This window comes from Aeromonas sp. Lyrl_2, from assembly GCF_051948815.1.
Lineage (GTDB): Bacteria > Pseudomonadota > Gammaproteobacteria > Enterobacterales > Aeromonadaceae > Aeromonas > Aeromonas veronii.
Window position 1 is genome coordinate 87,844 of the sequence record NZ_JAYJLJ010000008.1, and the last position, 23,880, is coordinate 111,723.

Genomic DNA, 23,880 nt, shown 5'->3' on the forward strand with positions numbered 1-23,880 from the left:
CGTGAACTACCCCGACGCGCGTCTGGCGCTCTGGCTAACTCTCGATGCGGTCACCGGTATTGGTCCGGTGACCGCTGCACGTCTGTTGGAACGGGCTGGGGGAAGTATTGAGGCCCTGTTTCAGAGCGATGAAGCGCAGCTGCATGGTATGGGGTTGTCATCAGAGCAGATCAAACAACTGCGCTGGCCCTCGCCGGTGGTTGAGCAGAGCCTGGCTTGGGCCGCTTTGCCTGACAATCTCCTTATTCCGCAAGATCACCCGATTTATCCACCCTTGTTGCGGGAAATTCCCGCAGCTCCCCTGTTGCTCTACTGTCGTGGCGATCTTGCTGCGCTGTCGCTACCCCAGCTGGCAATGGTGGGGACACGCCATCCTACCTATGCAGGTAAAGATAATGCGTCCCGCCTCTGTAGCGAGCTGGTTGGATGCGGGTTAGCCATCACCTCGGGTCTTGCGCTCGGTATCGATGGTGTTTGCCATCACCAAGCGCTGGCTTGTGGCGGTATCACCCTTGCCGTGTTGGGTTCCGGGCTGGATTGCCTCTACCCCAAACGCCACCAGGGGCTGGCAGGCCAGATTCTGGAGAGTGGTGGCTTGCTTATCTCCGAGCTGGCGCCGGATAAAGGGCCGCTGGCTGAACATTTTCCTCGTCGCAACCGTATTATCAGTGGTCTGTCGCTGGGAACTCTGGTGGTGGAGGCGACCGAGCAGAGCGGTTCGCTGATCACCGCTCGCTATGCGCTTGAACAGGGGCGCGAAGTGTTTGCTGTGCCTGGTGCCCTGCAAAATGCCCAGGCGATAGGGTGCAACAGATTAATTCAGCAGGGGGCCAAACTTGTGCTGAGTGCGGCCGATATAGTGGAAGAGCTGCCAGAGTGGGTCGCACGGCCACATTCGTCGGTCATACCATCTGAGCAACCGCATAATAGCGAATTGCCTTATGCCGATTTGTTGGATAACGTAGATTATGAGACCACGAGCGTGGATACCGTTGCCGAGCGGGCCCAGCTTCCTGTCGAAGTGGTATTGGGCAGGTTGGTAGAGCTGGAGCTGGCCGGTGCAGTGATGGCGGTAGCCGGTGGATACGTCAGAGCGAGGAGGGCGAATCATGTTTGATGTATTGATGTACCTTTTCGAGACCTACATCCACAGCGATGCAGATGTGATGGTCGAGCAGGATGAGCTCACCGACGAGTTGAGCCGGGCCGGTTTCGATAAAGAAGAGATCGACAAGGCACTCGACTGGCTGGAGCGACTGGCCAATCTGCACGACAGCGAGCGGGAGGTCTATGTCACCGCCAGCGCGCAAGGCTCGATGCGTATCTATGCTCCGCAAGAGCTGGCACGCCTCAGCACCGAGTGCCGCGGCTTCCTGCTCTTTCTGGAACAGGCCCAGGTGCTGAATGCCGAAACCCGCGAGATCTGTATCGAGCGCCTGCTCGAACTGGACAAGCCGGATATCGAGCTGGATGACCTTAAGTGGGTCGTCATGATGGTGCTGTTCAACGTACCGGGCAGTGAAAATGCCTACCAGCAGATGGAAGAGCTGGTGTTTGATGAGTCAGACGGCGTCATTCACTGACAGTCCGGTGCCGCGCTGGTAGAATTCAGGCCATCTGGATTTCAAGGCGCGGCCCATGTCAAAAATCGATCATCACCTCTTTTCAGCCCACGAACATGCCTTCGAGCGCGAGCCGTGCCCGCAGTGCGGGGCCGAGCTGGTGATCCGCCAGGGCAAACATGGCCCCTTTCTCGGCTGTTCTGCCTATCCTGCCTGTGATTACATACGCTCCCTGACGCCATCCGGCCGCGACATCGAAAAGGTGCTCGAAGGCTCTGCCTGTCCCGATTGCGGAGAGCCGCTGGCGATCAAGAAGGGGCGTTACGGTATGTTTGTCGGTTGTACCCAGTATCCGGCCTGTCAGCACATCGAATCCCTGCAGGAGAGCGATGATACCCAGATCCTCTGCCCCGAGTGCGGCAAGGGTCATCTGGTGAGCCGCACCTCCCGCTACGGCAAGCAGTTTTACTCTTGTGATGGCTATCCACACTGCAAATATGTGGTGAACGACAAGCCGATCCCCATGCCTTGTCCCACGTGTGGCTGGGGCATCATGGTAGAGAAAAAAGTGAGGGGAACTCTGCGTTGGGTCTGTCCGCAAAAGAAATGCGGCCACCAAAGTGAGCAGGTATAATCCCGCCGCCGCAACCGGATTGAAACGTTTTCGGTGAACTTCAACCCCCCACTTGGAGTAAGGAAATTCCCACCATGAATAAACCCTTTGTTGCCGTATTGATGGGCTCTGATTCTGATTTCCCCGTGATGCAGACCACCCTCGAGGTGCTCAAGTCATTTGATATCGCAGTGGAAGTCAAAGTCACCTCCGCGCACCGCACGCCGGCTGCGACCCATCAGTATGTGACCGATGCCGAGGCCCGTGGCTGCAAGGTCTTTATCTGTGCTGCTGGTCTGGCTGCGCATCTGGCGGGTGCCGTAGCCGGCATCACGACTCGTCCCGTGATCGGGGTGCCCATCGATGGTGGCCCGCTCAAGGGGCTGGATGCGTTGCTCTCCACCGTGCAGATGCCGGGTGGTGTACCTGTAGCGACCGTGGCGATCGGCAAAGCCGGTGCCAAGAACGCAGGTTATCTGGCAGCCCAGATGCTGGCGGTAGCCGATGATGAACTGGCGGCCAAGGTTCGGGCCGAACGCCAGAAGAATGCCGAAGAGGTGATGGCCAAGGATGCCGCCCTGCAGGCTCAACTCAATTAAGTGAACGGGTGGCGATCCGGATGTGTCGTATTTTTCCTGTGCAACAGCAACACGTCACTTTGCCATGGTCGCCGCCATACGGATTCAACTTGCTACTAAGTGACGAGACGGCAGCCTGGCTGCCGCATTTTTCCTATGCCAAATGAATTTGAACAGGCGGTTGCCGCCCTCCAACAGGAAGGGGTGATTGCTTATGCGACCGAGGCCGTGTTTGGTCTGGGTTGTGATCCCGACTCCGAAGCTGCAGTGCAGCGACTGCTGGCCATCAAGCAGCGTCCGGTAGAGAAGGGGTTGATCCTGATTGCTGCCGACATGGCACAACTGCAGGACTACATCGATCTGAGCCAGCTTAGCGATGAACAACTTGCTCGGGTTGAAGCCAGCTGGCCCGGCCCCTTTACCTGGATCATGCCTGCCCGTGCAACGACGCCGGCCTGGCTGACCGGGCAGTTCGAGACCCTCGCGGTACGCGTGACGGCTCATCCTCAGGTGCAGGCGTTGTGTCGCGCCTTTGGCAAGCCGCTGGTCTCTACCAGCGCCAACCTGACCGGTGAGGAGCCTGCCCGTCGGGTGGCCGATATTGGTGAGCGGCTGGCAAGCAAGTTAGCCTATATCCTGCCCGGTGAAGTGGGTGATCAAGCCAACCCCTCCGAGATCAAGGACGCCCGAACTGGCGCCATTATTCGCCCCTCCTGAGCAGGCGGATACGTCATGATTTGCTATCAATCCGCTGAGCGGTGAGCTCATCGGATTGATTCAACTATAAAAATGGACAGGGCGTTCACGATCCTGCCTGACTGGAGACAAGATGAGCAAACCGGATGTGGCCCAGGTCAAGGCCTTCCTGTTGCAGTTGCAGGACGAGATCTGCCGTGGTCTGGAGCAGGCCGACGGCAGTGGACACTTTGTGGAAGATGCCTGGAGCCGTGAAGGCGGTGGCGGTGGTCGCACCCGTGTGCTGCGCCACGGCGCGGTGATCGAGCAGGGGGGCGTCAACTTCTCCCATGTCTATGGCGATGCCATGCCTGCCTCTGCTACAGCCCATCGGCCAGAGTTGGCCGGTCGCAAGTTCGAGGCGATGGGCGTGTCGCTGGTGATCCATCCGCATAACCCCTATGTGCCGACCAGCCACGCCAACGTCCGCTTCTTCATTGCCGAGAAGGAAGGCGAAGAGCCTATCTGGTGGTTTGGCGGTGGCTTCGATTTGACGCCCTTCTACCCTTTTGCCGAGGATGTCCAGCACTGGCATCAGGTCTCCCGTGATCTCTGCCAACCCTTTGGTGATGATATCTACCCCGAATTTAAATCCTGGTGCGATCGCTACTTCTTTCTCAAGCACCGCAACGAGACGCGGGGGGTGGGCGGTCTCTTCTTCGACGATCTTAATCGCTGGCCTTTTGCCGACTGCTTTGCCTTTATGCGGGCGGTAGGTCGGGGTTATCTCGATGCCTACCTGCCGATCATCGAACGACGCAAGGCGCTGCCCTATGGCGAGCGGGAGCGGGAGTTCCAGCTCTATCGTCGCGGTCGTTATGTGGAGTTCAATCTGGTGTATGACCGGGGCACCCTGTTTGGGCTGCAGACCGGCGGACGTACCGAGTCGATCCTGATGTCGATGCCACCGCTGGCACGTTGGGAGTATGACTGGCAGCCGGAGGCGGGCACTCCTGAAGCTTTGCTCTACACCGATTACCTCACGCCGCGAGAGTGGCTGTGACCCGAGGGGCCTTGATGGCCCCTTTTTGCTGGCCGATATTCGGCTTGTTCCCGAGTGCGAAAACCCGTTAAATCGGAATATTGCCCTCTGATGGAACTCTTTGATGGATCGTTATCTGGTTTTTGGCCACCCGGTGCGCCACAGCAAGTCCCCCTTTATTCACACCCTGTTTGCCAGACAAACCCAGCAAGAGCTGGAGTATGGGCTGGCTGAACCCGCCGTCGACGAGTTTGCCCAAACTCTGCGTGCTTTCTTTGCCCAAGGGGGCAAGGGGTGCAATGTCACCATTCCCTTCAAGGAGCAAGCATTCACTTTGGTCGATCGCTTGAGCCCGAGGGCCAAGCGGGCGGGCGCGGTCAATACCATCAAGCTGACCGATGATGGCGTGTTACTGGGGGATAATACCGATGGCGCTGGATTGGTCGCCGATCTCAAGTCCCATGGTGTGACGCTGGCGGATAGCCGGATCCTGCTGCTGGGTGCCGGTGGCGCGGCTCGTGGTGCATTGGCGCCGCTGCTGGCCGAGTTGCCGAGCGAGCTGGTGATCGCCAACCGCACCCACACAAAAGCGCAACAGTTGGCTGCCGAATTCTGCGATCTGGGGCCTGTGACTGCCCAGACCTATGAACAGTTGGCAGGGCCATTCGATCTCGTCATCAACTCTACCTCCGCCAGCCTGCAAGGAGAGCTGCCGCCGTTGGCCCCTGCCCTGATCCACACTGATATTGCCATCTACGACATGATGTATGGCGCCTCGGATACGGCGTTTATCACTTGGGCCAAGCAGCATGGGGCCCGTCAAACCATGGATGGACTCGGCATGCTGGTGGAGCAGGCCGCCGAAGCGTTTACCGTGTGGCGCGGAATTCGTCCCGGGACTAAACAGGTATTGAGAGAGCTGAAGCGTAACTTGGGGGTGATATGAACCAGGGTATTCTGTTTCCCGATCTGGTCGAGTGGCAGGCTGACGAACAGCGGGTGCGTTTTCCTGCCCAGCAGATGGGGGCGCTGATAGATTGTTACATCAGCCAGCGGCGGCTGGAGAGAATGACAGGTCTGGCGCTGACGAGGGAGGATGATATCGTCAGAGCCTTTGAAAGTGTGCGTTTTGACATTGAAGATCTGGCTGAAAAACTCATTGAAGAACAAGAGTTTGCTGAAGATGGTGCTATCTACCTCTGATTTTTCAAAGTTTTTTTGTTTTGTAGCGGAACTACTTTGAAATAGCGCTGACTAACTAGATAGTTGAGGAAGTGCTAGCTAGTCACCTTTATAACTCCCCGGTATTCGTACTGGGGATTTTTTTATCTGCATGAAAGTAAAAGGTTTTTCTTAATCTGTAAGTTGTGAAACTAAATTACATAAATTACTTTCACTTTCTGCTGCTTTGCTGTACAGTTGTCTGCGTAGGGTACAGAGGTAAGATGTTCTATCTTTCAGACCTTTTATTTCACGTAATTGAATGTGGCTGAATAGCTGCCCCGATGAGGTTCTCGTCGGGGTGTTTTTTTATGCGCATCATTTAGAGTAAATGCTTTAAATTGGCGATGCATTTGATAGAATGAGGCTGCTTCTTGAGGAATACCTGTCGTCTGGTACTCAAGATTCAGCTTCTTCCCAATTTTTTGAACTTATTATTTCAGGCTGGATGGCATTACTGTCGTCCGGCCTCATTTTTATCCCTTTCGGTTAGAATTTGTAATTAAATTTCATTTTTGTCTCTTTTTGTAATTCTTGTTCGTTTTGAAAGAACAGGTTTGAAAACGCTATCAACGCCTACTTAAGTTAATTATTCATGTGAATTAACTGCCTATCTATATGAACTTTAAGCAGTATTGGATATAGCAGGGGAGGCGAATGCGGGGTATTTGTCGTGAGGCAGGTGAAAGCGGCAATCTGAAACCCTTTCAATCAGCGGAGGAGTGCTCCGCCAATTGCAAGGAGAGCGAGGAGTAGATTACTCCTCGGCAGGTTGCTGTTCATCAGCGTCCAGCAGGTCGCTATCGTCACCACTGACGTACCATTCGGTCAGGGTTTGCGCCAGCTTCTCCACACCGATATTGGTGAGGGAGGAGAACGCTTCGACCTGGATCTGGGTACCGAGGTTGGCAACGGCCTGGCGCACCTTGATCACCTGGTTGTTGCGCGGGCCGGGGCTCAGTTTGTCAGCCTTGGTCAGCAGCAGCATGACGGGCAGCTGACGGTGTGAGCTCCACTCCAGCATGTTCATGTCGGTATCTTTGAGCGGGTGACGGATGTCCATCAGGATCACCAGGCCTTTCAATGACTCACGGCGCTGTAGATACTCTGCCAGTGACTTTTGCCACTTGAGCTTCATTTCCAGCGGAACTTGAGCATAACCATAACCCGGCAAGTCGACCAGACGCTTGCCCGGTTCCAGTTCAAACAGGTTGATCAGCTGGGTACGACCGGGTGTCTTACTGGTGCGTGCCAGGTTCTTGTGTTTGGTTAAGGTGTTCAATGCAGATGACTTACCGGCGTTGGAACGGCCGGCAAACGCGATCTCGACACCCCCATCATTTGGCAGGTGACGGATGTCGGGTGCGCTGGTCACAAAATGCACCTTATTGAAATTCAGAGTTTGTGTATCCAACGTAAATTCCCCATGGAGATAGAGGGTTATAGAGTTACTTTTTTGTAAAATGGTGTAAAATAGCGTCGCTTAAACGCGTTTATTTTAACATGCCTTCAGCGGCATGGGATCTGGAAGCCTAATAACGAAAAGTTGGAACGCCATGAAGAACCTAGTCATTACTCTTGCTCTGATGGTTGGCGTAACGGGGATGGCACAAGCCAAGGGCGATGCCGCTGCGGGACAGACCAAGGCCGCCGTTTGTGCGGCTTGTCATGGACCGGACGGAAACAGCCTGGTTGATATGTACCCCAAAATTGCTGGTCAGCACGCATCATATATCAAAAAGCAGTTAGTTGAACTGAAGGCTGCCGCTTCTGGTCAAATTGGCCGGGTTGCGCCAGTGATGGGGCCGATGGCGTTACCTTTGTCGGAACAGGACATGGATGACCTGGCGGCTTATTTCTCCAGCCTGAAGGTTACCCCTATCGCTGTCCCTGACGACGTGGTCGAAGCGGGCAAGGCACTCTATATGGGTGGTGACATGAGTCGTGGTCTGGCAGCTTGTACGGCTTGCCATGGTCCCCGTGGCTCGGGTGTCGAGCAGGCGAAGTATCCAAACCTGTCCGGCCAGCATCCTGCCTATATCAAAGCTCAGCTCACCGCATTCCGTGCCGGCACGCGTGACAACGATCCGAATGGCATGATGCGGGATGTTGCCAAGAAACTGACTGATCAGGATATCGAAGCCCTCTCCAAATATGTGGCGGGTCTGCACTGATATAGTCGATACGGTCGATTTGAGTTGAAACGGGGAGCTTGGGCTCCCCGTTGTTTTTATGGCTTTCAGATAATTCTCGGTTTAATCCCCCCGTTCTGTAAGAGATCTCCCATTCTCAAGGCAGGCCAAGGCTCATAAAATTGCATAAAATATTAAATAATCATTATTTATCAATGAATTATATGAATATTGATATTTTTCGACATGTTGAGAATGTTTTGAGTGGATTGAGCCGCTTTATAGAGTTGGTACAGTAGGCTTAATGGATTCACCCACGGATTGGGTGGCGGTTTCACGACAGGGTGTTGTGAGCAGAGGATGGCTGGCGTGGCGGGATGCCATGGGCTCGGATGAGCTGGCAAAGGATTGAAGGATCAGGATGGTGACCATCTCCGGAGCGGGATGGGGTTGCGGGATGCAGACTCCCCGGCACGATGGCAGGATGCGGTCGAGACGGGTCAAACAGGCACACGCACATTCAGGAACGACCAATATAAGGTCAGGATGACCACACAACGATATGATGCGGCGACAAGTTGTCAAGGAGAGGACGAAACAGATTGTTTTGCCATTCAGGATGGCGCACGCATGAACATATCAAGGCAGCTTCGGCTGCCTTTTTTCTTTTGGGTCATTAACCCGATCAGCCATTCTGTGTCAAAATACCAGCAACATGCCCAGAGGATACCGATCCTGCGGTGTTCAGTGGCCTGATTGGGCCTGATTGGTGCGGGATCCTGCTCTTGTTCCAGCCTTACTGTTCCTCGCATCGTATCCCACCGGGTGAGATCATCCCGGGTACGGGTCAAACCAGTTATTTTCGGAGTTAGCCATTCATGTCTGCCAAACAACCCACTCGCAAGCCTACTGGCAAGCGCAAAGAATCTGATGTCAGTGCTCAGGAAGGCCGTGAGCGTAAACGGGCTGCCAAGCGCAAGGGCCTGAAGGCTGGTTCTCGTCAGCAAGTTGAACAGCCGAAGAGCAAGTCTGGCAACAGCCAGTCCAAAGATCCGCGTATCGGTTCCCGCAAGCCGGTAGTACTGGTGGTTGATGACAAACAGAAGAAGCCGGCAGCACCCAAGGCGGTGAAAGAGAAGAAGCTGGTGATGACGCCCGAGCAGGAGCTGGCTTCCATCGAAAACGATGACCGCTTGAATGATCTGCTGGATCGTCTTGATGCCGGTGAAACCCTGGAAGCGGCCGAGCAGGCCTGGGTTGATCAGCGTGTCGACCGTTATCAGGAGCTGATGGATGAGCTGGGCATCATCGACAACGACGATGATGAAGATGACGAGCTGCCGTTTGATGATGGCGATGACGCCGAGTTCGACGAGCAGAAACCAGCCTCCGAAGAGGAGTTGTGGGACCGTTTCAACCAGGTTGATTTCAAGCCGGAACCCAAGCCTGAGCCGAAGAAAAAGTGATGAGTGGATGGATGCTGGCCGCCCTGTTGGGCGGCCTGATTTTGTCAGGATTGGCCATCTATGCAGGCATGCTGCTGGCCAGATTGAGGCGACAGCAAGCGATGCAGTGGCAGGCTATAACTGCTCGCAATGAGCGAATTCTGGAGAGCGTACGGGTCATTGCCCATGCGGTGCAGGAGGGGCAGTGCGATTACTCCGAAGGCGCCATTCGGCTGACCAATCTGCTGGATGCGTTGCAGATCAAGGGGGGGCGAGCGTTCGTTGCCGAGTTCCCGGGTCTGTACCGGCTGTATGAGAAGGTGAAAGATATGCCGACTCATGAGGCCAGACGCGCCCTCAAGCGCAATGAAGTGATGAAGATGGATCTCGAACGCAGCGGCTACGAGGCCGAGCTGGAGGCTCAGATCCTCAAGGATGTGGCCCAGCTGAAGGATTTTCAGTTAGGTCGGTGAGCCAACAATAACAACAAGAGAGGAAGCGAGCGTGCAAGCAGAACAGATTGTGTGGGATCAGGCCCTGATCGGAAAATATAACTACAGTGGCCCGCGATACACCTCTTATCCCACTGCGCTGGAGTTCAACGAGAGCTTCGGCTATCCGGATTTTGTCCGCGCAGCCGGCCAGTATCCCGAGCGCAATCTGTCGCTCTACGTGCACATCCCTTTCTGTCACAAGCTCTGCTACTACTGCGGCTGCAACAAGGTCATTACCCGTCATCAGCACAAGGCTGACGAGTATCTCGACTACCTGGAGAAGGAGATCAAGGCGCAAGCCCCGTTCTTCAAGCATCGTCTGGTTACCCAGCTGCACTGGGGTGGCGGTACACCCACCTATCTGGATGAAGCGCAAACGCGCCGTCTGATGGCCATGCTGCGTGAGCACTTCCATTTCGCCGAAGAGGGGGAGTTCAGCATCGAGGTCGATCCGCGCGAGATTGCCATTACCATGCTGGATGTGCTGCGAGATGTCGGCTTCAACCGCATCAGCCTCGGGGTGCAGGACTTCAACAAGGATGTACAGGTCGCAGTCAACCGCGAGCAGGACAACGACTTTATTAAAGCCATGTTGGAACGGGCCCGTGAACTAGGCTTCCGCTCGACCAACCTCGACCTTATCTATGGCCTGCCGCATCAGGATCGTGCCAGTTTCCACCATACGCTGGAAGAAGTGCTCAAGACGGATCCGGCGCGCCTCTCCATCTTCAACTATGCCCATCTGCCGAGTCGCTTTGCTGCCCAGCGCAAGTTGAAAGAGGTGGATATGCCTGCGCCGCAGGAGAAGCTGGCCATGCTGCAGGACACCATCGCCTTCCTGACCGGTCAGGGTTACCAGTTCATCGGTATGGACCATTTTGCCAAACCCGATGACGAGCTGGCAGTGGCGCAGCGCGAGGGCAAGTTGCACCGCAACTTCCAGGGCTATACCACTCAAGGTGATTGCGATCTGCTGGGGCTGGGTGTCTCCTCCATCAGCATGATCGGTGATACCTACTCCCAGAACCAGAAAGAGCTCAAGACCTATTACGCACAGGTTGCAGAGCTGGGTCATGCCCAGTGGAAAGGCTGCTCGCTCAATCAGGATGACCTGATCCGCCGTGAGGTGATCAAGCGGCTCATCTGTGATTTCCGTCTGAACTTTGCCGCTGTCGAACAGGCGCACGGGCTCAATTTCAGAGAGTATTTTGCCGACGATCTCAAGCTGCTGCAGACCTTCATCAACGATGGATTGGTGCGTATGACGGAGGATGGTCTGGAGGTCTCCTCCACCGGGCAGCTGCTGATCCGCAATATCTGCATGTGTTTCGACGTGTACTTGCGCAACAAGGCGCGTCAGCAGCAGTTCTCTCGCGTGATATAAGCTTGTTTGCCGATTAGAAAACAGAGAAGGGCGCCATTGTGGCGCCCCTTTCATATGTATTTTTGCTTAAGCAGCGGGTCGGGAAGGTTCTGGTAAGAAGTCTCTGCGCTGAGGCAAGCAATTGAGAGCCAAGCAAGGGGACGGTGAAATGCAGATAAAAAGATGGGGGCGACTTGCGTCGCCCCCGGTAGTCGTATCGCTCAGATCCTTGAACGAAGTTGCTCCCTGCAATCCCTGACTGTTTACCTCTTCCTTTAGGTTTCCCCTTCCCAATCCTTTGGGGTGTCCTTTAGCCATCTTGGCCTGACGAGTCATCCTGTCCCGTCGCACTTTCTCCGTCCTGGGAGGTGTCCTTTACCACATCCTGTGGTTAGTCCATTTGCCCAACCCTGGCAGCCAGTCTTCCTGACCGACTTCATTGCGTCCGTGCATGAGTAACTATAAGGATTTTCTAACCGGCTACAACGCCAGATTGGAAAACGTTTTTGTCATTAGCTATTTCGAAAGTGGTGAGTTTCGATTTATTCATTTATAAACAACTAGTTAAGTTTATCCTCTTCATGTTTTAAGATCTTATCTTCCGATTATCTCGGGGATCTTTTCGGCTGTTGGCTTACATCTGGAATGGCAGATCTCTTACACGGCGTTTTGGTTGCTTCAGAAACAGATTTTGCCGTCTGATGATGGTCATTCAGGGTGAGTTGGCGAGGCAGACAAAGAGCGGCTGAATGGAGAAATTATGAGCGCTGGTTGAGTCGCTCATAGATGGTCTGGCGCTCCTCAGGAGTCAGCGAAGAGAAGTAGTGGGTAAAGAGGCGCAGCAACAGGGACTTGTTCATGCCGTCTTGCTGGGTCAGATTACCCAGCTCGTCGATGGCCACCGTGCTCATGGAGAAGGTGGCTTTTTTGTAGCTGGGCTTCAGGTGCTCACCACTCTCGATAAAGGTCAGCGCCGACAAGGCTTCGTCACGATGCAGGCCCAGTTCAAGGCTGACCACTTTGGGTTTGCCCTTGGCGTAGAACTCCGCATCTTCGATAAATTCGTCGACGGTGAACTTCTTCTGGTGATGCAGCTGGTGCTTTTTCTTCAGATCGGCCAGACCCATCTCACACCCCCACTTGCAGGAACTCTTTGGCGATGGCCCGGATCTCTTCGGCGGATTTGCCATCCGGCTCGATCTCCATCACCGACAGTCCCTTCTCTTCGCTGTCGTCATAGACATTGCGGCCGTAGGTGATGGCGTTCAGGACGTCGACACCGAACGAGGAGCAAACCTCTTTCGCTTCCAGAATGCGTTTTACCTGATTGGGCAGGGCGGGGCACTGGGTCAGCACTACGGCTGCATTGAGGGTCGGGTTGACCATCTTGCAGGTGGTGATGAGATCTTCCATGTGGGGCAGGGTCTTGAGGTCGCGACGTTTCGGGCGCAAGGGGATCAGGGCGTGGGTGGCGACAGCCATGGTAGAGCGCAGCGCCCGGTTGTCTTGTCCGCCACAGTCTACGATGACGTAGTCGTAGCGGTTTTTCAGGCTGAGCAGGTCGTTGCGAATATTGCCATAGAGCTGTACGCAGTTGATTTGTGGCAGCTCCGGATTGTCATTGCGCTCCTGAATCCAGTCAGAGGTGGTGCGCTGCGGGTCGCAGTCGACCAGTAACACCTCCCCCAGAAATTGGGATCTGAGGTAGACCGCCAGATTTTGTGCCAGGCAGCTCTTGCCACTCCCCCCCTTCTCTCCACCGACCAACAAGATCATGACGTTCCCCTATCCATGAGAAAACCGCTGATTTCAGTATAGGAGGGGCCTGTCTCATCACAAGGCGAGAGGAGTGATGCTCCTCTCGTTGTTTCGACTAGTAATGAACGCTGCCTCCCTGCCAGCGGCAGACATAGTCAGGCACCAGCATTTGAGGGGCCTTGTCGACATGGCATACCACCATGGGCATGGCAGGTGCTCCTTCAGCCTGACTGAGGGTGGGGAGCGCAGAGAGCAGCAAAGTCGCGAGCAACAGCATGGGTTTCATCTTCATAACAACTCCTTGGTAGTGCCATTCCTGTGTGATCTAGATCACTTTCTGAGTTAAGTCGAGGTTGGCGCCAGCGCAAGGTGAGACGAATAAATTCAATTAATGAAAAAAGTATCAAAAGGCGTTGTGGTGACCGACGAGGATGACTGCCCACCTTGATGCGGACTTTGTGCATATTAAGTTGAACCGCACAAAGATGTGATGACTTATGAGGCCGAGCCTGATGGGGTTGGCATCAATGCCATGATCTGGAACAAGAAAAGATTTATGCAGTGAATGTGGTCGATGTGAGTATTTATTTCTCCCGCATTCCTCCCGTCACGGTGATGTATTCAATACCTAGGGAGTAATATTCAAATTCTATTTAGCCTTTCATTTACTGTCATGATTTTTAACGGTTTTTGTTATTTGTATTTAATCACTCCAGTGAACTGGCATGAATAAAAAATGAATCCATCTGAAATATAGCAGGGTGGTTTTGCATGGTTATTCGGTGTGATTTGTATGGAAAATGCGCAATTTGCTACCGGGGTCATAGATTGGATGGTGAATATATTCAGTTCTGAGTGAATGTGATCAATGTCTAAGTTTGTCGTGATTCGCAGGGCTAACCTCGGTCTCGAAAGGCAAGGGCAGGATAGAACATAAGCCGATTACCCTACATAAAGAATATCCCGCCTTAGCCACGAGCATGAATAGAAGGAATCTATTCAATCACTCGCAGGGACCACTGCTAGACGGAATATAATCATGAGCAAATTTTATGTAGGTTCTGAAGTTGGCCAATTGCGCCGTGTCATGTTGCACCGCCCCAACCTCAGTCTGAAGCGTCTGACTCCTTCCAACTGCCAGGATCTGCTGTTCGATGACGTCCTGTCTGTTGAACGTGCCGGTCAGGAGCACGACAAATTCGCTCAGGTACTGCGCGATCAGAATGTCGAAGTTTTCCTGCTGACCAATCTGCTGGCGGAAACCCTGGATGTGCCGGAAGCCAAAACCTGGCTGTTGCAACATCAGGTCTCCGACTACCGCCTCGGCTCTTCTTTTGCCAACGACGTGCGCTGCTTCCTGGCTGACATGCCGCACCGCGAACTGGCCCGCATTCTCTCCGGCGGCCTGACTTACTCCGAGATGCCCTACAGCGGCGTCAATATGGTAGTAGGCATGCACGCTCCGACCGATTTCATCATCGAGCCGCTGCCCAACCACCTCTTTACCCGTGACACCTCCTGCTGGGTTTACGGTGGCGTCTCCATCAACCCGATGGCCAAGCCTGCTCGTCGCCGCGAAACCAACCATGTGAAGGCCATCTACCGCTGGCACCCGATGTTTGCCGGTCAGGACTTCATCAAGTACTTCGGTGACGAGGAGCGTGACTACGACAACTCCACCATCGAGGGTGGCGACGTACTGGTTATCGGCCGCGGTGCCGTGCTGATCGGCATGTCCGAGCGCACCACCCCGCAAGGTGTCGAGCACCTGGCCCGCAGCCTGTTCAAACACGGCCAGGCCAAGCAGGTCATCGCCATGGAACTGCCGAAACACCGCAGCTGCATGCACCTCGATACCGTCATGACCCACATGGATATCGACACCTTCTCCGTCTATCCGGAAGTGATCCGCAAGGACGTACAGTGCTGGAGCCTGACTCCGGGCGGCGCCACCGGCATGAACATCAAGGAAGAGGGTTACTTCGTCACCGCTATCGAGAAAGCACTGGGCGTGGATCAGCTGAAGATCATCACCACTGGCGGTGACAGCTTCGAAGCCGAACGCGAGCAGTGGAACGACGCCAACAACGTGCTGACCGTACGTCCCGGCGTGGTGGTGGGTTACGAGCGCAATACCTACACCAACGAGAAGTATGACAAAGCCGGTATCACAGTTCTCTCCATCCCGGGTGATGAACTGGGCCGTGGCCGCGGCGGCGCCCGCTGCATGAGCTGCCCGATGGAACGCGACAGCATCTGATGAGACGGCGTGGCGCCGGCAGAAGCTGGCGCCACACAGAACCAAACTCGAGATTAACCACTATGAAAAAACCAACTGTCGTCGTCGCTCTGGGTGGCAATGCACTGCTCCGTCGTGGTGAGCCACTGGAAGCGGATATCCAGCGCAAGAACATCGCAACTGCCGCCAAGACCATCGCCCTGATTGCTCAGGAGTACAACGTGGTGCTGGTGCATGGCAACGGCCCGCAAGTCGGCCTGCTGGCCCTGCAAAACAGCGCCTACACCAAGGTATCCCCCTATCCGCTGGATGTGCTTGGTGCCGAGTCCCAAGGCATGATCGGCTACATGCTGATCCAGGAGCTGAAAAACCTGATGCCGAGCCGCAACGTCACCGCGCTGCTGACTCAGGTGCAGGTCGATCCCAAGGATCCGGCATTCGCCAACCCGACCAAATTTATCGGCCCCGTCTACGAAGAGGCTGAAGCCCGCACCCTGGCAGAAGAGAAGCACTGGGTGGTCAAGGCTGACGGCAAGTTCTTCCGCCGCGTAGTGCCGTCCCCGCTGCCCCAGCGCATCGTTGAAGGCGACGCCATCGAAACCCTGATTGCCCAGGGCCACCTCATCATCTGTACCGGTGGTGGCGGTATCCCTGTGACCTGGGATGGCCAGAGCCTGACCGGTATCGAAGCCGTCATCGACAAAGACATGTCTGCCGCCTATCTGGCCAAGCAGATCAAGGCCGACGCCCTGCTGATCCTGACCGATGCCGATGCCGTCTATCTGGATTGGGGCAAACCGACCCAGCGTCCGCTGCGGGTCACCAGCCCGGACGAGCTGGCCGGGGTCAAGTTCGATGCTGGCTCCATGGGACCGAAAGTCGAAGCCTCTTGTGAATTTGTCAAAGCGACCGGCGGCATGGTCGGCATCGGCTCGCTGGAAGATGGCCTCGCCATCCTCAAGGGTGAAGCCGGCACCAATATCGTCGCCACCCGCACCGTACATGCGTAATTACCGATATCTGTACTGAGAATGCGTAGTCAACACTACTGCCCGAACTGGTCTGAAACATATATAGAGAGAACTCATCATGGCTTTTAATCTGCGTAACCGTAACTTCCTGAAACTGCTGGACTTCACCCCGCGCGAAATCCAATACATGATCGACCTGGCCATCGACCTGAAGAAAGCCAAATACGGTGGCTACGAGCGCAAGCATCTGGTCGGCAAGAACATCGCCCTGATTTTCGAGAAGACCTCCACCCGCACCCGCTGTGCGTTTGAAGTAGCGGCCTTCGACCAGGGCGCGCAAGTCTCCTACCTTGGCCCAAGCGGTTCCCAAATCGGTCACAAGGAGTCCATGAAGGACACCGCTCGTGTACTGGGTCGCATGTATGACGGTATCGAATACCGCGGCTACGGTCAGGAGATCGTGGAAGAGTTGGGCGCCTACGCCGGTGTTCCGGTCTGGAACGGCCTGACAAACGAATTTCACCCGACCCAGATCCTGGCTGACTTCATGACCATGCTGGAGCACGGCAAGGGCAAGCGTCTGGATCAAATCAAGTTTGCCTACCTGGGTGATGCCCGCAACAACATGGGTAACTCCCTGATGGTCGGCGCCGCCAAAATGGGCATGGACATCCGTCTGGTCGCACCGAAAGCCTTCTGGCCGGAAGAGGAGCTGGTTGCCAAGTGCCGTCTGATCGCCGAAGAGACCGGCGCACGCATCACCCTGACCGAAGATGTGAAAGAGGGCGTGCTGGGTGCGGACTTCCTCTACACCGACGTCTGGGTATCCATGGGTGAAGCGAAAGAAGCCTGGGATCAGCGCGTCAAACTGATGACTCCGTATCAGGTCAACATGGATGTCATCAATGCCACCAAGAACCCGGATGTGAAGTTCATGCACTGCCTGCCGGCGTTCCACAACGACGAGACCACCATGGGCAAGGAAGTGGCTGACAAATATGGCATGAAAGGCCTGGAAGTGACCGAGGACGTGTTCGAATCCGAGCACAGCATCGTGTTCGACGAGGCCGAAAACCGGATGCACACCATCAAGGCAGTGATGGTTGCTACGCTGGGCGACTAAGGTCGCAGTAGTGGTGCCGGGGGGCGACCCCCGGCTTTTCGACCATGTGACAGCGGCATAATACCTCTAACCCTACAACCCGCAGCCTGCATGGATACCACACCCACAGAAGGAAGCTGGACCATGACCAAATTCAAGTTCCCGTCAGCCTACACGATACTGTTTGTGCTGATCGCCCTGGTGGCCGCCCTGAGCTGGATAGTGCCGGCCGGCAAATATGAGATGACCATGAACGAAGCCCTCGGCAAAGAAGTGCCGGTGGCAGGTACCTACAAACTGGTGGAGGGGAATCCCCAGGGGATCGTCGACGTGCTGCTGGCACCTATCGATGGCCTCTACAACCACGACACCTATGAGGCAGGCGCCATCGACGTCTCCCTCTTTATCCTGATCATCGGTGGTTTTCTTGGCATTGTGACCAAGACAGGTGCCATCGATGCCGGTATTGAACGTGTGACCGACCGCCTGCGCGGCCGGGAAGAGTGGATGATCCCGATCCTGATGGCGCTGTTCGCCGCAGGCGGCACCATCTACGGCATGGCCGAAGAGTCGCTGCCGTTCTACACCCTGCTGGTGCCGGTGATGATGGCCGCCCGCTTCGACCCTGTGGTGGCTGCTGCAACCGTATTGCTGGGTGCCGGTATCGGTACTCTCGGTTCCACCATCAACCCGTTTGCGACCGTGATTGCCGCCAACGCCGCCGGTATCTCCTTCACCGACGGTATCTGGCTGCGCGTTGCCATGCTGGTAGCTGGCTGGCTGATCTGCGTTGCCTACGTCATGCGTTACGCCAAGATGGTGCGCAACGACCCGAGCAAATCGCTGGTGGCTGACAAGTGGGAAGAGAACCGTGCCCACTTCCTCGGCAACAAGAGCGACCAGATGCTGGAGTTCACCCTGACCCGTAAAATCGTGCTGGGTATCTTCGTCGCCGCCTTTGCCGTGATGATCTACGGTGTGGCAGTGCTGGGCTGGTGGATGGCGCAGATCTCCGGTGTGTTCCTGGCTGCCGCCATCATCGTTGGTCTTATCTCCCGCATGAGCGAGGAGGAGCTGACCTCCAACTTTATCGACGGTGCCCGCGACCTGCTGGGGGTGGCGCTGATCATCGGTATCGCCCGCGGTATCGTGGTGGTGATGGATAACGGCATGATCACTCACACCATTTTGCACAGTGCAGAAGGGATCGTGACCGGCCTCTCCACCATCGTCTTTATCAACGTGATGTTCGTGCTGGAAGTGGTGCTCTCCTTCCTGGTGCCGTCCTCCTCCGGTCTGGCCGTACTGACCATGCCGATCATGGCGCCGCTGGCCGACTTCGCCAACGTGGGCCGCGATCTGGTGGTGACTGCTTACCAGTCTGCCTCCGGTCTGGTGAACCTGGTGACCCCGACCTCCGCCGTGGTCATGGGCGGCTTGGCCATCGCCAAGGTGCCTTATGTGCGCTGGCTGAAGTGGGTGGCTCCGCTGCTCGGTATCCTGACCGTGCTGATCGTGGTCTGCCTGAGCCTGGGCGCCGTGCTCTCCTGAGGGACAACAAGCAAGATGAAACGGGAGCCTGCGGGCTCCCGTTTTTTATGGGCGCAAGAAGTGATGGGCACAAAGTAGCAGGTAACAAAAAGGCGACCCGCAGGTCGCCTCGATGCATTCGATGAAAGGGGTTAGCGGGCTTGCGCCAGCGAGCGCACCACGGCGGCATGGGCCTGACGGGTGCGGCTGATATGGCGCGGCGCGACCAGCACCACGTCATTGCCCGCGACGGCGCCCATGATCTCGGGATTGGCGTTGCGATCCAGCAGGCGGGCCACCACGGTGGCGGCTCCCGGAGTGGTGTGGATCAGCACCATCTGCTGGTTGTGTACCACTTCGCGCACCATGTCGTGGATAGAGCGGGTGCTGCCAGCGGGTTCCAGCTGCTCATCGACCAGGGTGTAGACCTTCTTGCCGTTGGCATTCTGCGCCTTGGCCACGCCGAGGCGGCGCAGCAGACGGGAGATAGTGGACTGGCTGATGTCGGCAAAGCCGCGCTCCGACAGCTCGCGGCGGATCTCTTCCTGTGTGCTGTAGCAGTGCTGACCGATGATCTGGCGACAGGCATCCAGCTGGGCCAGATCGGGCTCTTGGGCAACGGGACGACTGAGGGTTTTGACCACGGCGAATTCCTTTGATGATGATCGGAGGTAAACGCGCGATATCTGCCATAGCAGTCAGTTATCAGGCAAAAACACTGATAATCCATCTATATGCAGGGAATGAGCGGGCATTACCATCTTGCGATGGCAAATTATAGCTGACTGGAAATTCGGTGATGTGACAGGGTTCAAAAATGGGCCCCGCGGGGCCCAATCAGATATCAGTAACGCTCGCTGACGATGTCCTGAGTGAAGGACTTCTCGCAATATTTGCACTTCATCCGCACCACGCCTTTCACTTCGCGCACCCGGAAGTAGCTGTCTACCGGCTCGTTGTGGGAGATGCAGTTGGAGTTGGGGCAGTGGAACACCCCGGCGATGAACTCCGGCAGCTCCAGCTGGTGCTTCTTCACCACATTGAAGTCTTCGATGATGTTGACGGTCGCTTTCGGGGCGAACAGCGCCAGCTGGTTGGCTTGTTGCTCGGTCAGGCGGGTGTTCTCAATCTTGATGAGATCCTTCTTGCCCAGCGCGCCGGATTTCAGGTTGAAGCCGACGGTGATCCGCTCCTGGGTTTCGACCAGCTGGAAAAGCTTGAGGATCTTGATGCCCTGGCCAGCGGGGATGTGATCGATGACGGAGCCGTGACGGATGGCTTCGACTTGCAGTTGGTTCTTGTCAGACATGATATTCCCCTAAGCTCAGACAGTTTCGTTCAGTACCAGTGCCAGCAGCGCCTGGCGTGCATAGACCCCGTTCTCCGCCTGCTGGAAGTAGCAAGCGTGGGGAGTCTTGTCGACCGCCACATCGATCTCGTCGACGCGGGGCAGGGGATGCAGGATCTTCATGGTGGGCTTGGCCCCTTCCAGGGTCGCCAGCTCCAGAATGAACTTGGCGGCCATGTGCTTGTATTCGGTCTCGTCGAAGCGCTCTTTCTGGACGCGGGTCATGTAGAGGATGTCCAGCTCCGGCATCACCTCTTCCATGGTCTGGTGGACGCTGAACTGGATGCCCTTCTCTTCCAGCTCTTCGCAGATGTAGTCCGGCATCGCCAGCGCTTCCGGGGAGATGAAGAAGAAGCGGCAGTTGAACAGGCTGAGGGCCTGGGCCAGCGAGTGCACGGTGCGGCCATATTTCAGGTCACCGACGAAGGCGACGTTGAGGTTGTCCAGACGGCCCTGGGTCTCATGGATGGTGAACAGGTCGAGCAGGGTCTGGCTCGGATGCTGGTTGGAGCCGTCGCCGCCGTTGATGACCGGCACGCGGGAGAACTCGGAGGCCAGACGGGCCGCGCCCTCTTTCGGGTGGCGCATCACCACCGCATCCGAGTAGGAGCCGATGATCTTGATGGAGTCAGCCAGCGTCTCGCCCTTCTTGGCGCTGGTGTTGCCACCGTCGGCGAAGCCGATGATGTTGCCGCCAAGGCGCTGTACCGCGGTCTCGAACGAGAGGCGGGTGCGGGTGGAGGCTTCGAAGAAGCAGCTGGCAACCAGCTTGCCTTTCAACAGGCTGGTGTCAGGTTCAGCCTTCAACCGTTGTGCGGTTGAGACTACCAGTTCCATTTCTGACCGGGTCAGGTCCGAAATGGAGATGACATGTTTCTTATAGAGTGGATTGGTCATCGTCTGCATTCCCTTTGACATCATTGGAGGTTTTTCGGGCACAAAAAAAAGCCCCTGAAACAGGGGCTTTTTTTAAAAATAACTGGGGATCTTTGGGGTGGGAACCGGAAACAACGGGGCCGCTCTGGTGCGCACCACCCGTCTGCAAGGCTGTTTTCTGAATCAAAAACTGCATCGTTTCGTCCCGACCTTTTTCAAAACCGGACAGATTATAGGGCCGCTTTTTTAATTGTCAAAATTTTATTTCCGATGCCAATTTCAGCATGAAAAACGTTTAAGTGTCGGAAACATGACGACAAATCCACACTCTGTGCGTCTCTTGCAGCGATTCCCCATCGCGGGCCATGGCGCGCAAATAACCGAGTCTGTGGTGCCCTTCCAGCAGGCAGTAGGGGCGGGGTAGGGGATGGCCGTTCGGGTAGCTGGCACCCTCCTCCGGCGCCAGTACGATGACAGGTTCGGGCCAGGTGCCGTCGCTCAGCATCTTCTCGCCGAGCCAGGAGCGACGCACATAGCGGTTGCTGCGCAGCATCTCGCCCCAGCGCTCGATCACCTCCATATGGCGGGAGTCCACCTGATCCACCAGTTGCGCGGTGGGCCAGCTTTCACAGGTGAATTGATGGTTGGCGAGATCGATAAAGCTCCAGTTGGACTCAAAACCGCGCCAATGACGGTAAATCCACTGGGAAAGCACATTTTCAGGAATAAAGGGCACCAGCGGCGCGACCCGTTCAAGATAGGCGGGCAGGGACTCTGTTTTGCGTTCATCCCTGAAGTTGAGGGGCGCCAGTTGTTGGAGCAGTCGGTAATTGAGCATAAGTGGCCTCCCGGTACCTGATTTCACCCTACCCCCATTTATGTCCCATTCCTACCCCGGCAGGGCTGCAAATACAGCAAGTTATCCCGCTTCGCTGCACAAACAACCGCGACTTGTTCGGGATTTGTGCAATCGCATCGAAAGCGTAAAAAAAGCCTTTACCTTTGATCTCCACTTTGTATACTACGCCTCGTTTGTTGCAGGGGCGTAGTTCCAATTGGTAGAACAGCGGTCTCCAAAACCGATGGTTGCGGGTTCGAGTCCTGCCGCCCCTGCCATTTTCAGAAAGGCCAGCTCATTGAGCTGGCCTTTCGCATTTCCGGTGTTCGCCAATTTATCCATCTTTCCTTCCTCTTCTCCTTCTTGCAGTTAGCCGTCCGGTGACTGTGGCCACATTGATCTCGATGTCTGCCGCAAGAGCGTTCAGTGTGCAGCAACCCGCTGTTTCAGCACGGTGACCAGCCGCTGGTGGCGGGCGGGGAGCGGCCACTCGGCGCGGTAGATCAGCCAGAGCGTGTCGATCACTTCAATGCTGCTCTGGATCACCCGGATCTTCTCCTGCTGGGCAAAGGCGGTGACGGCGAAGCGGGGCAGCACGGTAAAGCCGAGGCCGCGGGCGACCGGCTCCAGGATCAGGCCGATCTGGTTGGTAAAGCCGCGCAGCGGGATCTCGTCAACGCGCTGGCCGGGGTAGCGTCGTCCCAACAGGCGTTGTGCCATGCTGCGGCCATCCGGGTGGTCAATAAAGCCGAGCTGACAAAGGTGCTGCCAGCTCTGCTCCTCGCCGTCGTTGGGCACCACCAGACAAAGGGGTTCGCGGGCGAAGGGCTCGGCGGCGATGCTGGGGTGCTCCGGCGGTTGATCCACCAGTCCCAGATCGCTGCGCCCCGCCAGCACCGCCTGCACTATGTCGGGGGTGGGGGCGAAGCGGTGCTGGATGGTGAGTCCGGGGTGCTCCTGTTGCTGGTCGAGCAGCAGGGGATAGAGCAGCAGGCCGATGCTGCCCGGGGTGGTGAGGGTGATGGCGCCGCGGTGAGGGTCATCGTCCGAGAGGCGTGCTCGCAGCTGTTCGGCGGCTTGCGCCTGCTGGCGGGCGAAGTCGAGCAGCACCAGCCCGCGCGGAGTGAGCTCCAGCTGACGGGGCTTGCGCAGCAGCAGGGTGCCAAATTCGGCCTCGAGACGCGAGATATGCTGACTGACGGCGGCCTGGGTGAGATCCAGCCGCTCGGCGGCACGGGTAAAACTGCCGGTTTCATGCACCACCACCAGGGTGTGGAGCCAGAGTGGATTAACCATAAATTTAATTTATGACTTCCATTAGTTTGACCTTATTTTTCATTATGGCGCCTCTTCCTATCATGTCACCTGTTTCCCACACACAATTTCAAGGTGACGTATGACCTATCCACGCAACTTCTCCCACATCGGCATCACGGTGACTGACCTCGACAAAGCGGTCGAGTTCTATACCAAGGTGATGGGCTGGTATCTCATCATGCCGGCGACCACCATCACCGAGGATGACTCCGCCATCGGCGTGATGTGCAACGACGTGTTCGGCCCGGGCTGGGGTTCTTTTCGCATCGCCCACCTCTCTACCGGCGACAAGATCGGCATCGAGCTGTTCGAGTTCCCCAACAGCGAGCGCCGTGAGAACAACTTCGAATTCTGGAAGACCGGTGTGTTCCACTTCAGCGTTCAGGATCCGGATGTCGAGGGGCTGGCGGCGCGCATCGTCGCAGCGGGCGGCAAGCAGCGGATGCCGGTGCGCGAGTACTACCCGGGCGAGAAACCCTACCGCATGGTCTACATGGAAGATCCCTTCGGCAATATCGTCGAGATCTACAGCCACAGCTATGAGCTGACCTACTCCGCCGGTGCATATCAGGGGTAAGTGACAGGCCGCCTTCGGGCGGCCTGCAGCTTTGTTGTTACAAGAGTCAGTAGCATGGAATAGCGATCTGGTTCACACGATTAGCGCGTTCTGTTGTTGATAGATGGGAAAATATACAGATTCACTAAAGTCTGTTCATATTGCGGCCGATAGCCTTTGATACATCAGGGTTTTCCCTGCCTGACACAACAACAAGGAT

General features: G+C 56.1%; 27 protein-coding genes and 1 tRNA gene. 18 read left to right on the forward strand and 10 right to left on the reverse strand.

The window, feature by feature from the left end; genetic code table 11:
• Position 1: 1 nt before the first annotated feature.
• The 8 genes from dprA (at position 2) to VF684_RS09090 (ending at position 5,673) form a co-directional block, all read left to right on the forward strand.
• Positions 2-1,117, forward strand: a complete 1,116-nt coding sequence (dprA, locus tag VF684_RS09055) for a DNA-processing protein DprA (protein ID WP_139441142.1) — start codon at positions 2-4, stop codon at positions 1,115-1,117.
• Entirely contained in the window at positions 1,110-1,583 is a 474-nt protein-coding gene (locus VF684_RS09060) for a DUF494 family protein (RefSeq protein WP_005339699.1), read from the forward strand. Before dprA ends, VF684_RS09060 begins: the two co-directional genes overlap by 8 nt.
• A 55-nt stretch (positions 1,584-1,638) precedes the next feature.
• Positions 1,639-2,196 carry a DNA topoisomerase family protein gene (locus VF684_RS09065; protein WP_139441143.1) on the forward strand — a complete coding sequence of 186 codons (558 nt, stop codon included), beginning with the start codon at positions 1,639-1,641 and terminating at the stop codon, positions 2,194-2,196.
• Between the two features lie 74 nt (positions 2,197-2,270).
• Entirely contained in the window at positions 2,271-2,774 is a 504-nt protein-coding gene (gene purE, locus VF684_RS09070) for a 5-(carboxyamino)imidazole ribonucleotide mutase (protein ID WP_139441144.1), read from the forward strand.
• 135 nt (positions 2,775-2,909) lie between these two features.
• Positions 2,910-3,470, forward strand: coding sequence for an L-threonylcarbamoyladenylate synthase (locus VF684_RS09075; RefSeq protein ID WP_139441145.1), 561 nt, complete (start codon positions 2,910-2,912; stop codon positions 3,468-3,470).
• A 112-nt stretch (positions 3,471-3,582) separates the two neighbouring features.
• The gene (hemF, locus tag VF684_RS09080) at positions 3,583-4,491 is read left to right on the forward strand and encodes an oxygen-dependent coproporphyrinogen oxidase (RefSeq protein WP_139441146.1); all 909 of its coding nucleotides are present in this window, start codon (positions 3,583-3,585) and stop codon (positions 4,489-4,491) included.
• A 103-nt stretch (positions 4,492-4,594) separates the two neighbouring features.
• Positions 4,595-5,416: a shikimate dehydrogenase gene (aroE, locus tag VF684_RS09085; RefSeq protein ID WP_139441147.1), complete on the forward strand. Its 822-nt coding sequence runs from the start codon at positions 4,595-4,597 to the stop codon at positions 5,414-5,416.
• On the forward strand, positions 5,413-5,673 hold the full coding sequence (locus tag VF684_RS09090) for a DUF1488 domain-containing protein (RefSeq protein ID WP_139441148.1): 261 nt from the start codon (positions 5,413-5,415) through the stop codon (positions 5,671-5,673). The genes aroE and VF684_RS09090 overlap by 4 nt, the downstream gene beginning before the upstream one ends.
• 775 nt (positions 5,674-6,448) lie before the next feature.
• Here the strand turns inward: VF684_RS09090 and yihA are convergent.
• On the reverse strand, positions 6,449-7,105 hold the full coding sequence (gene yihA / locus VF684_RS09095; RefSeq protein WP_139441150.1) for a ribosome biogenesis GTP-binding protein YihA/YsxC: 657 nt from the start codon (positions 7,103-7,105) through the stop codon (positions 6,449-6,451).
• Between the two features lie 142 nt (positions 7,106-7,247).
• Here yihA and VF684_RS09100 point away from each other — a divergent pair, with 142 nt between their 5' ends.
• From VF684_RS09100 to hemN, 4 genes are all read left to right on the forward strand, one after another.
• The gene (locus VF684_RS09100) at positions 7,248-7,865 is read left to right on the forward strand and encodes a c-type cytochrome (RefSeq protein WP_005339710.1); all 618 of its coding nucleotides are present in this window, start codon (positions 7,248-7,250) and stop codon (positions 7,863-7,865) included.
• 836 nt (positions 7,866-8,701) lie between these two features.
• Positions 8,702-9,289 (forward strand): Der GTPase-activating protein YihI, encoded by a 588-nt coding sequence (gene yihI / locus VF684_RS09105; RefSeq protein WP_047438995.1) that lies wholly within the window; start codon positions 8,702-8,704, stop codon positions 9,287-9,289.
• Between the two features lie 11 nt (positions 9,290-9,300).
• Positions 9,301-9,741 (forward strand): DUF2489 domain-containing protein, encoded by a 441-nt coding sequence (locus VF684_RS09110; RefSeq protein ID WP_107683214.1) that lies wholly within the window; start codon positions 9,301-9,303, stop codon positions 9,739-9,741.
• Positions 9,742-9,772: 31 nt separating this feature from the next.
• The gene (gene hemN, locus VF684_RS09115; RefSeq protein ID WP_139441151.1) at positions 9,773-11,146 is read left to right on the forward strand and encodes an oxygen-independent coproporphyrinogen III oxidase; all 1,374 of its coding nucleotides are present in this window, start codon (positions 9,773-9,775) and stop codon (positions 11,144-11,146) included.
• A 737-nt stretch (positions 11,147-11,883) separates the two neighbouring features.
• On the opposite strand, the gene VF684_RS09120 is transcribed toward hemN, so the two are convergent.
• The 3 genes from VF684_RS09120 to VF684_RS09130 all read right to left on the reverse strand — a co-directional run bounded on the left by VF684_RS09120 (position 11,884) and on the right by VF684_RS09130 (position 13,175).
• The gene (locus tag VF684_RS09120; RefSeq protein ID WP_103250703.1) at positions 11,884-12,252 is read right to left on the reverse strand and encodes a CopG family transcriptional regulator; all 369 of its coding nucleotides are present in this window, start codon (positions 12,250-12,252) and stop codon (positions 11,884-11,886) included.
• Position 12,253: 1 nt separating this feature from the next.
• Positions 12,254-12,901, reverse strand: a complete 648-nt coding sequence (locus tag VF684_RS09125) for a nucleotide-binding protein (protein ID WP_376899240.1) — start codon at positions 12,899-12,901, stop codon at positions 12,254-12,256.
• Between the two features lie 97 nt (positions 12,902-12,998).
• Positions 12,999-13,175: a hypothetical protein gene (locus tag VF684_RS09130; protein WP_005339717.1), complete on the reverse strand. Its 177-nt coding sequence runs from the start codon at positions 13,173-13,175 to the stop codon at positions 12,999-13,001.
• A gap of 747 nt (positions 13,176-13,922) precedes the next feature.
• Here VF684_RS09130 and arcA point away from each other — a divergent pair.
• The 4 genes from arcA to VF684_RS09150 all read left to right on the forward strand — a co-directional run bounded on the left by arcA (position 13,923) and on the right by VF684_RS09150 (position 18,746).
• Complete coding sequence (gene arcA, locus VF684_RS09135) at positions 13,923-15,143, forward strand: arginine deiminase (protein WP_005339718.1); 1,221 nt, start codon at positions 13,923-13,925, stop codon at positions 15,141-15,143.
• A 62-nt stretch (positions 15,144-15,205) separates the two neighbouring features.
• Positions 15,206-16,132: a carbamate kinase gene (arcC, locus tag VF684_RS09140; RefSeq protein ID WP_005339719.1), complete on the forward strand. Its 927-nt coding sequence runs from the start codon at positions 15,206-15,208 to the stop codon at positions 16,130-16,132.
• A gap of 79 nt (positions 16,133-16,211) precedes the next feature.
• Complete coding sequence (gene argF / locus VF684_RS09145) at positions 16,212-17,216, forward strand: ornithine carbamoyltransferase (RefSeq protein WP_005339721.1); 1,005 nt, start codon at positions 16,212-16,214, stop codon at positions 17,214-17,216.
• A gap of 123 nt (positions 17,217-17,339) precedes the next feature.
• Entirely contained in the window at positions 17,340-18,746 is a 1,407-nt protein-coding gene (locus tag VF684_RS09150) for a YfcC family protein (RefSeq protein WP_376899238.1), read from the forward strand.
• Between the two features lie 131 nt (positions 18,747-18,877).
• Here the strand turns inward: VF684_RS09150 and VF684_RS09155 are convergent, their stop codons facing one another.
• From VF684_RS09155 to VF684_RS09175, 5 genes are all read right to left on the reverse strand, one after another.
• Complete coding sequence (locus VF684_RS09155; protein ID WP_376899236.1) at positions 18,878-19,369, reverse strand: arginine repressor; 492 nt, start codon at positions 19,367-19,369, stop codon at positions 18,878-18,880.
• Positions 19,370-19,569: 200 nt separating this feature from the next.
• The gene (gene pyrI, locus VF684_RS09160) at positions 19,570-20,034 is read right to left on the reverse strand and encodes an aspartate carbamoyltransferase regulatory subunit (protein WP_005339730.1); all 465 of its coding nucleotides are present in this window, start codon (positions 20,032-20,034) and stop codon (positions 19,570-19,572) included.
• 15 nt (positions 20,035-20,049) lie between these two features.
• On the reverse strand, positions 20,050-20,970 hold the full coding sequence (pyrB, locus tag VF684_RS09165; RefSeq protein ID WP_162516106.1) for an aspartate carbamoyltransferase: 921 nt from the start codon (positions 20,968-20,970) through the stop codon (positions 20,050-20,052).
• Positions 20,951-21,145, reverse strand: coding sequence for a hypothetical protein (locus tag VF684_RS09170; RefSeq protein WP_133249581.1), 195 nt, complete (start codon positions 21,143-21,145; stop codon positions 20,951-20,953). The genes pyrB and VF684_RS09170 overlap by 20 nt, the downstream gene beginning before the upstream one ends.
• 99 nt (positions 21,146-21,244) lie before the next feature.
• Positions 21,245-21,787 carry a hypothetical protein gene (locus VF684_RS09175; RefSeq protein ID WP_139441154.1) on the reverse strand — a complete coding sequence of 181 codons (543 nt, stop codon included), beginning with the start codon at positions 21,785-21,787 and terminating at the stop codon, positions 21,245-21,247.
• Positions 21,788-21,988: 201 nt separating this feature from the next.
• Between VF684_RS09175 and VF684_RS09180 the strand changes: the two genes are divergently transcribed.
• A tRNA-Trp gene (locus VF684_RS09180) sits at positions 21,989-22,065 on the forward strand.
• Positions 22,066-22,210: 145 nt separating this feature from the next.
• Here VF684_RS09180 and VF684_RS09185 read toward each other — a convergent pair.
• Complete coding sequence (locus VF684_RS09185; RefSeq protein ID WP_058058973.1) at positions 22,211-23,083, reverse strand: LysR family transcriptional regulator; 873 nt, start codon at positions 23,081-23,083, stop codon at positions 22,211-22,213.
• Between the two features lie 100 nt (positions 23,084-23,183).
• Here VF684_RS09185 and VF684_RS09190 point away from each other — a divergent pair, with 100 nt between their 5' ends.
• Entirely contained in the window at positions 23,184-23,681 is a 498-nt protein-coding gene (locus VF684_RS09190) for a lactoylglutathione lyase family protein (protein WP_005339743.1), read from the forward strand.
• Positions 23,682-23,880 lie beyond the last annotated feature (199 nt).

Bases quoted from the DNA above. Each gene is read 5' to 3' on its own strand.
- VF684_RS09060 (WP_005339699.1), top strand. From the start codon at position 1,110: ATGTTTGATGTATTGATGTACCTTTTCGAGACCTACATCCACAGCGAT.
- VF684_RS09065 (WP_139441143.1), top strand. From the start codon at position 1,639: ATGTCAAAAATCGATCATCACCTCTTTTCAGCCCACGAACATGCCTTC.
- purE (WP_139441144.1), top strand. From the start codon at position 2,271: ATGAATAAACCCTTTGTTGCCGTATTGATGGGCTCTGATTCTGATTTC.
- VF684_RS09075 (WP_139441145.1), top strand. From the start codon at position 2,910: ATGCCAAATGAATTTGAACAGGCGGTTGCCGCCCTCCAACAGGAAGGG.
- hemF (WP_139441146.1), top strand. From the start codon at position 3,583: ATGAGCAAACCGGATGTGGCCCAGGTCAAGGCCTTCCTGTTGCAGTTG.
- aroE (WP_139441147.1), top strand. From the start codon at position 4,595: ATGGATCGTTATCTGGTTTTTGGCCACCCGGTGCGCCACAGCAAGTCC.
- VF684_RS09090 (WP_139441148.1), top strand. From the start codon at position 5,413: ATGAACCAGGGTATTCTGTTTCCCGATCTGGTCGAGTGGCAGGCTGAC.
- VF684_RS09100 (WP_005339710.1), top strand. From the start codon at position 7,248: ATGAAGAACCTAGTCATTACTCTTGCTCTGATGGTTGGCGTAACGGGG.
- yihI (WP_047438995.1), top strand. From the start codon at position 8,702: ATGTCTGCCAAACAACCCACTCGCAAGCCTACTGGCAAGCGCAAAGAA.
- VF684_RS09110 (WP_107683214.1), top strand. From the start codon at position 9,301: ATGCTGGCCGCCCTGTTGGGCGGCCTGATTTTGTCAGGATTGGCCATC.
- VF684_RS09120 (WP_103250703.1), bottom strand. From the start codon at position 12,252: ATGGGTCTGGCCGATCTGAAGAAAAAGCACCAGCTGCATCACCAGAAG.
- VF684_RS09125 (WP_376899240.1), bottom strand. From the start codon at position 12,901: ATGATCTTGTTGGTCGGTGGAGAGAAGGGGGGGAGTGGCAAGAGCTGC.
- VF684_RS09130 (WP_005339717.1), bottom strand. From the start codon at position 13,175: ATGAAGATGAAACCCATGCTGTTGCTCGCGACTTTGCTGCTCTCTGCG.
- arcA (WP_005339718.1), top strand. From the start codon at position 13,923: ATGAGCAAATTTTATGTAGGTTCTGAAGTTGGCCAATTGCGCCGTGTC.
- arcC (WP_005339719.1), top strand. From the start codon at position 15,206: ATGAAAAAACCAACTGTCGTCGTCGCTCTGGGTGGCAATGCACTGCTC.
- argF (WP_005339721.1), top strand. From the start codon at position 16,212: ATGGCTTTTAATCTGCGTAACCGTAACTTCCTGAAACTGCTGGACTTC.
- VF684_RS09150 (WP_376899238.1), top strand. From the start codon at position 17,340: ATGACCAAATTCAAGTTCCCGTCAGCCTACACGATACTGTTTGTGCTG.
- pyrI (WP_005339730.1), bottom strand. From the start codon at position 20,034: ATGTCTGACAAGAACCAACTGCAAGTCGAAGCCATCCGTCACGGCTCC.
- pyrB (WP_162516106.1), bottom strand. From the start codon at position 20,970: ATGACCAATCCACTCTATAAGAAACATGTCATCTCCATTTCGGACCTG.
- VF684_RS09170 (WP_133249581.1), bottom strand. From the start codon at position 21,145: ATGCAGTTTTTGATTCAGAAAACAGCCTTGCAGACGGGTGGTGCGCAC.
- VF684_RS09175 (WP_139441154.1), bottom strand. From the start codon at position 21,787: ATGCTCAATTACCGACTGCTCCAACAACTGGCGCCCCTCAACTTCAGG.
- VF684_RS09185 (WP_058058973.1), bottom strand. From the start codon at position 23,083: ATGGTTAATCCACTCTGGCTCCACACCCTGGTGGTGGTGCATGAAACC.
- VF684_RS09190 (WP_005339743.1), top strand. From the start codon at position 23,184: ATGACCTATCCACGCAACTTCTCCCACATCGGCATCACGGTGACTGAC.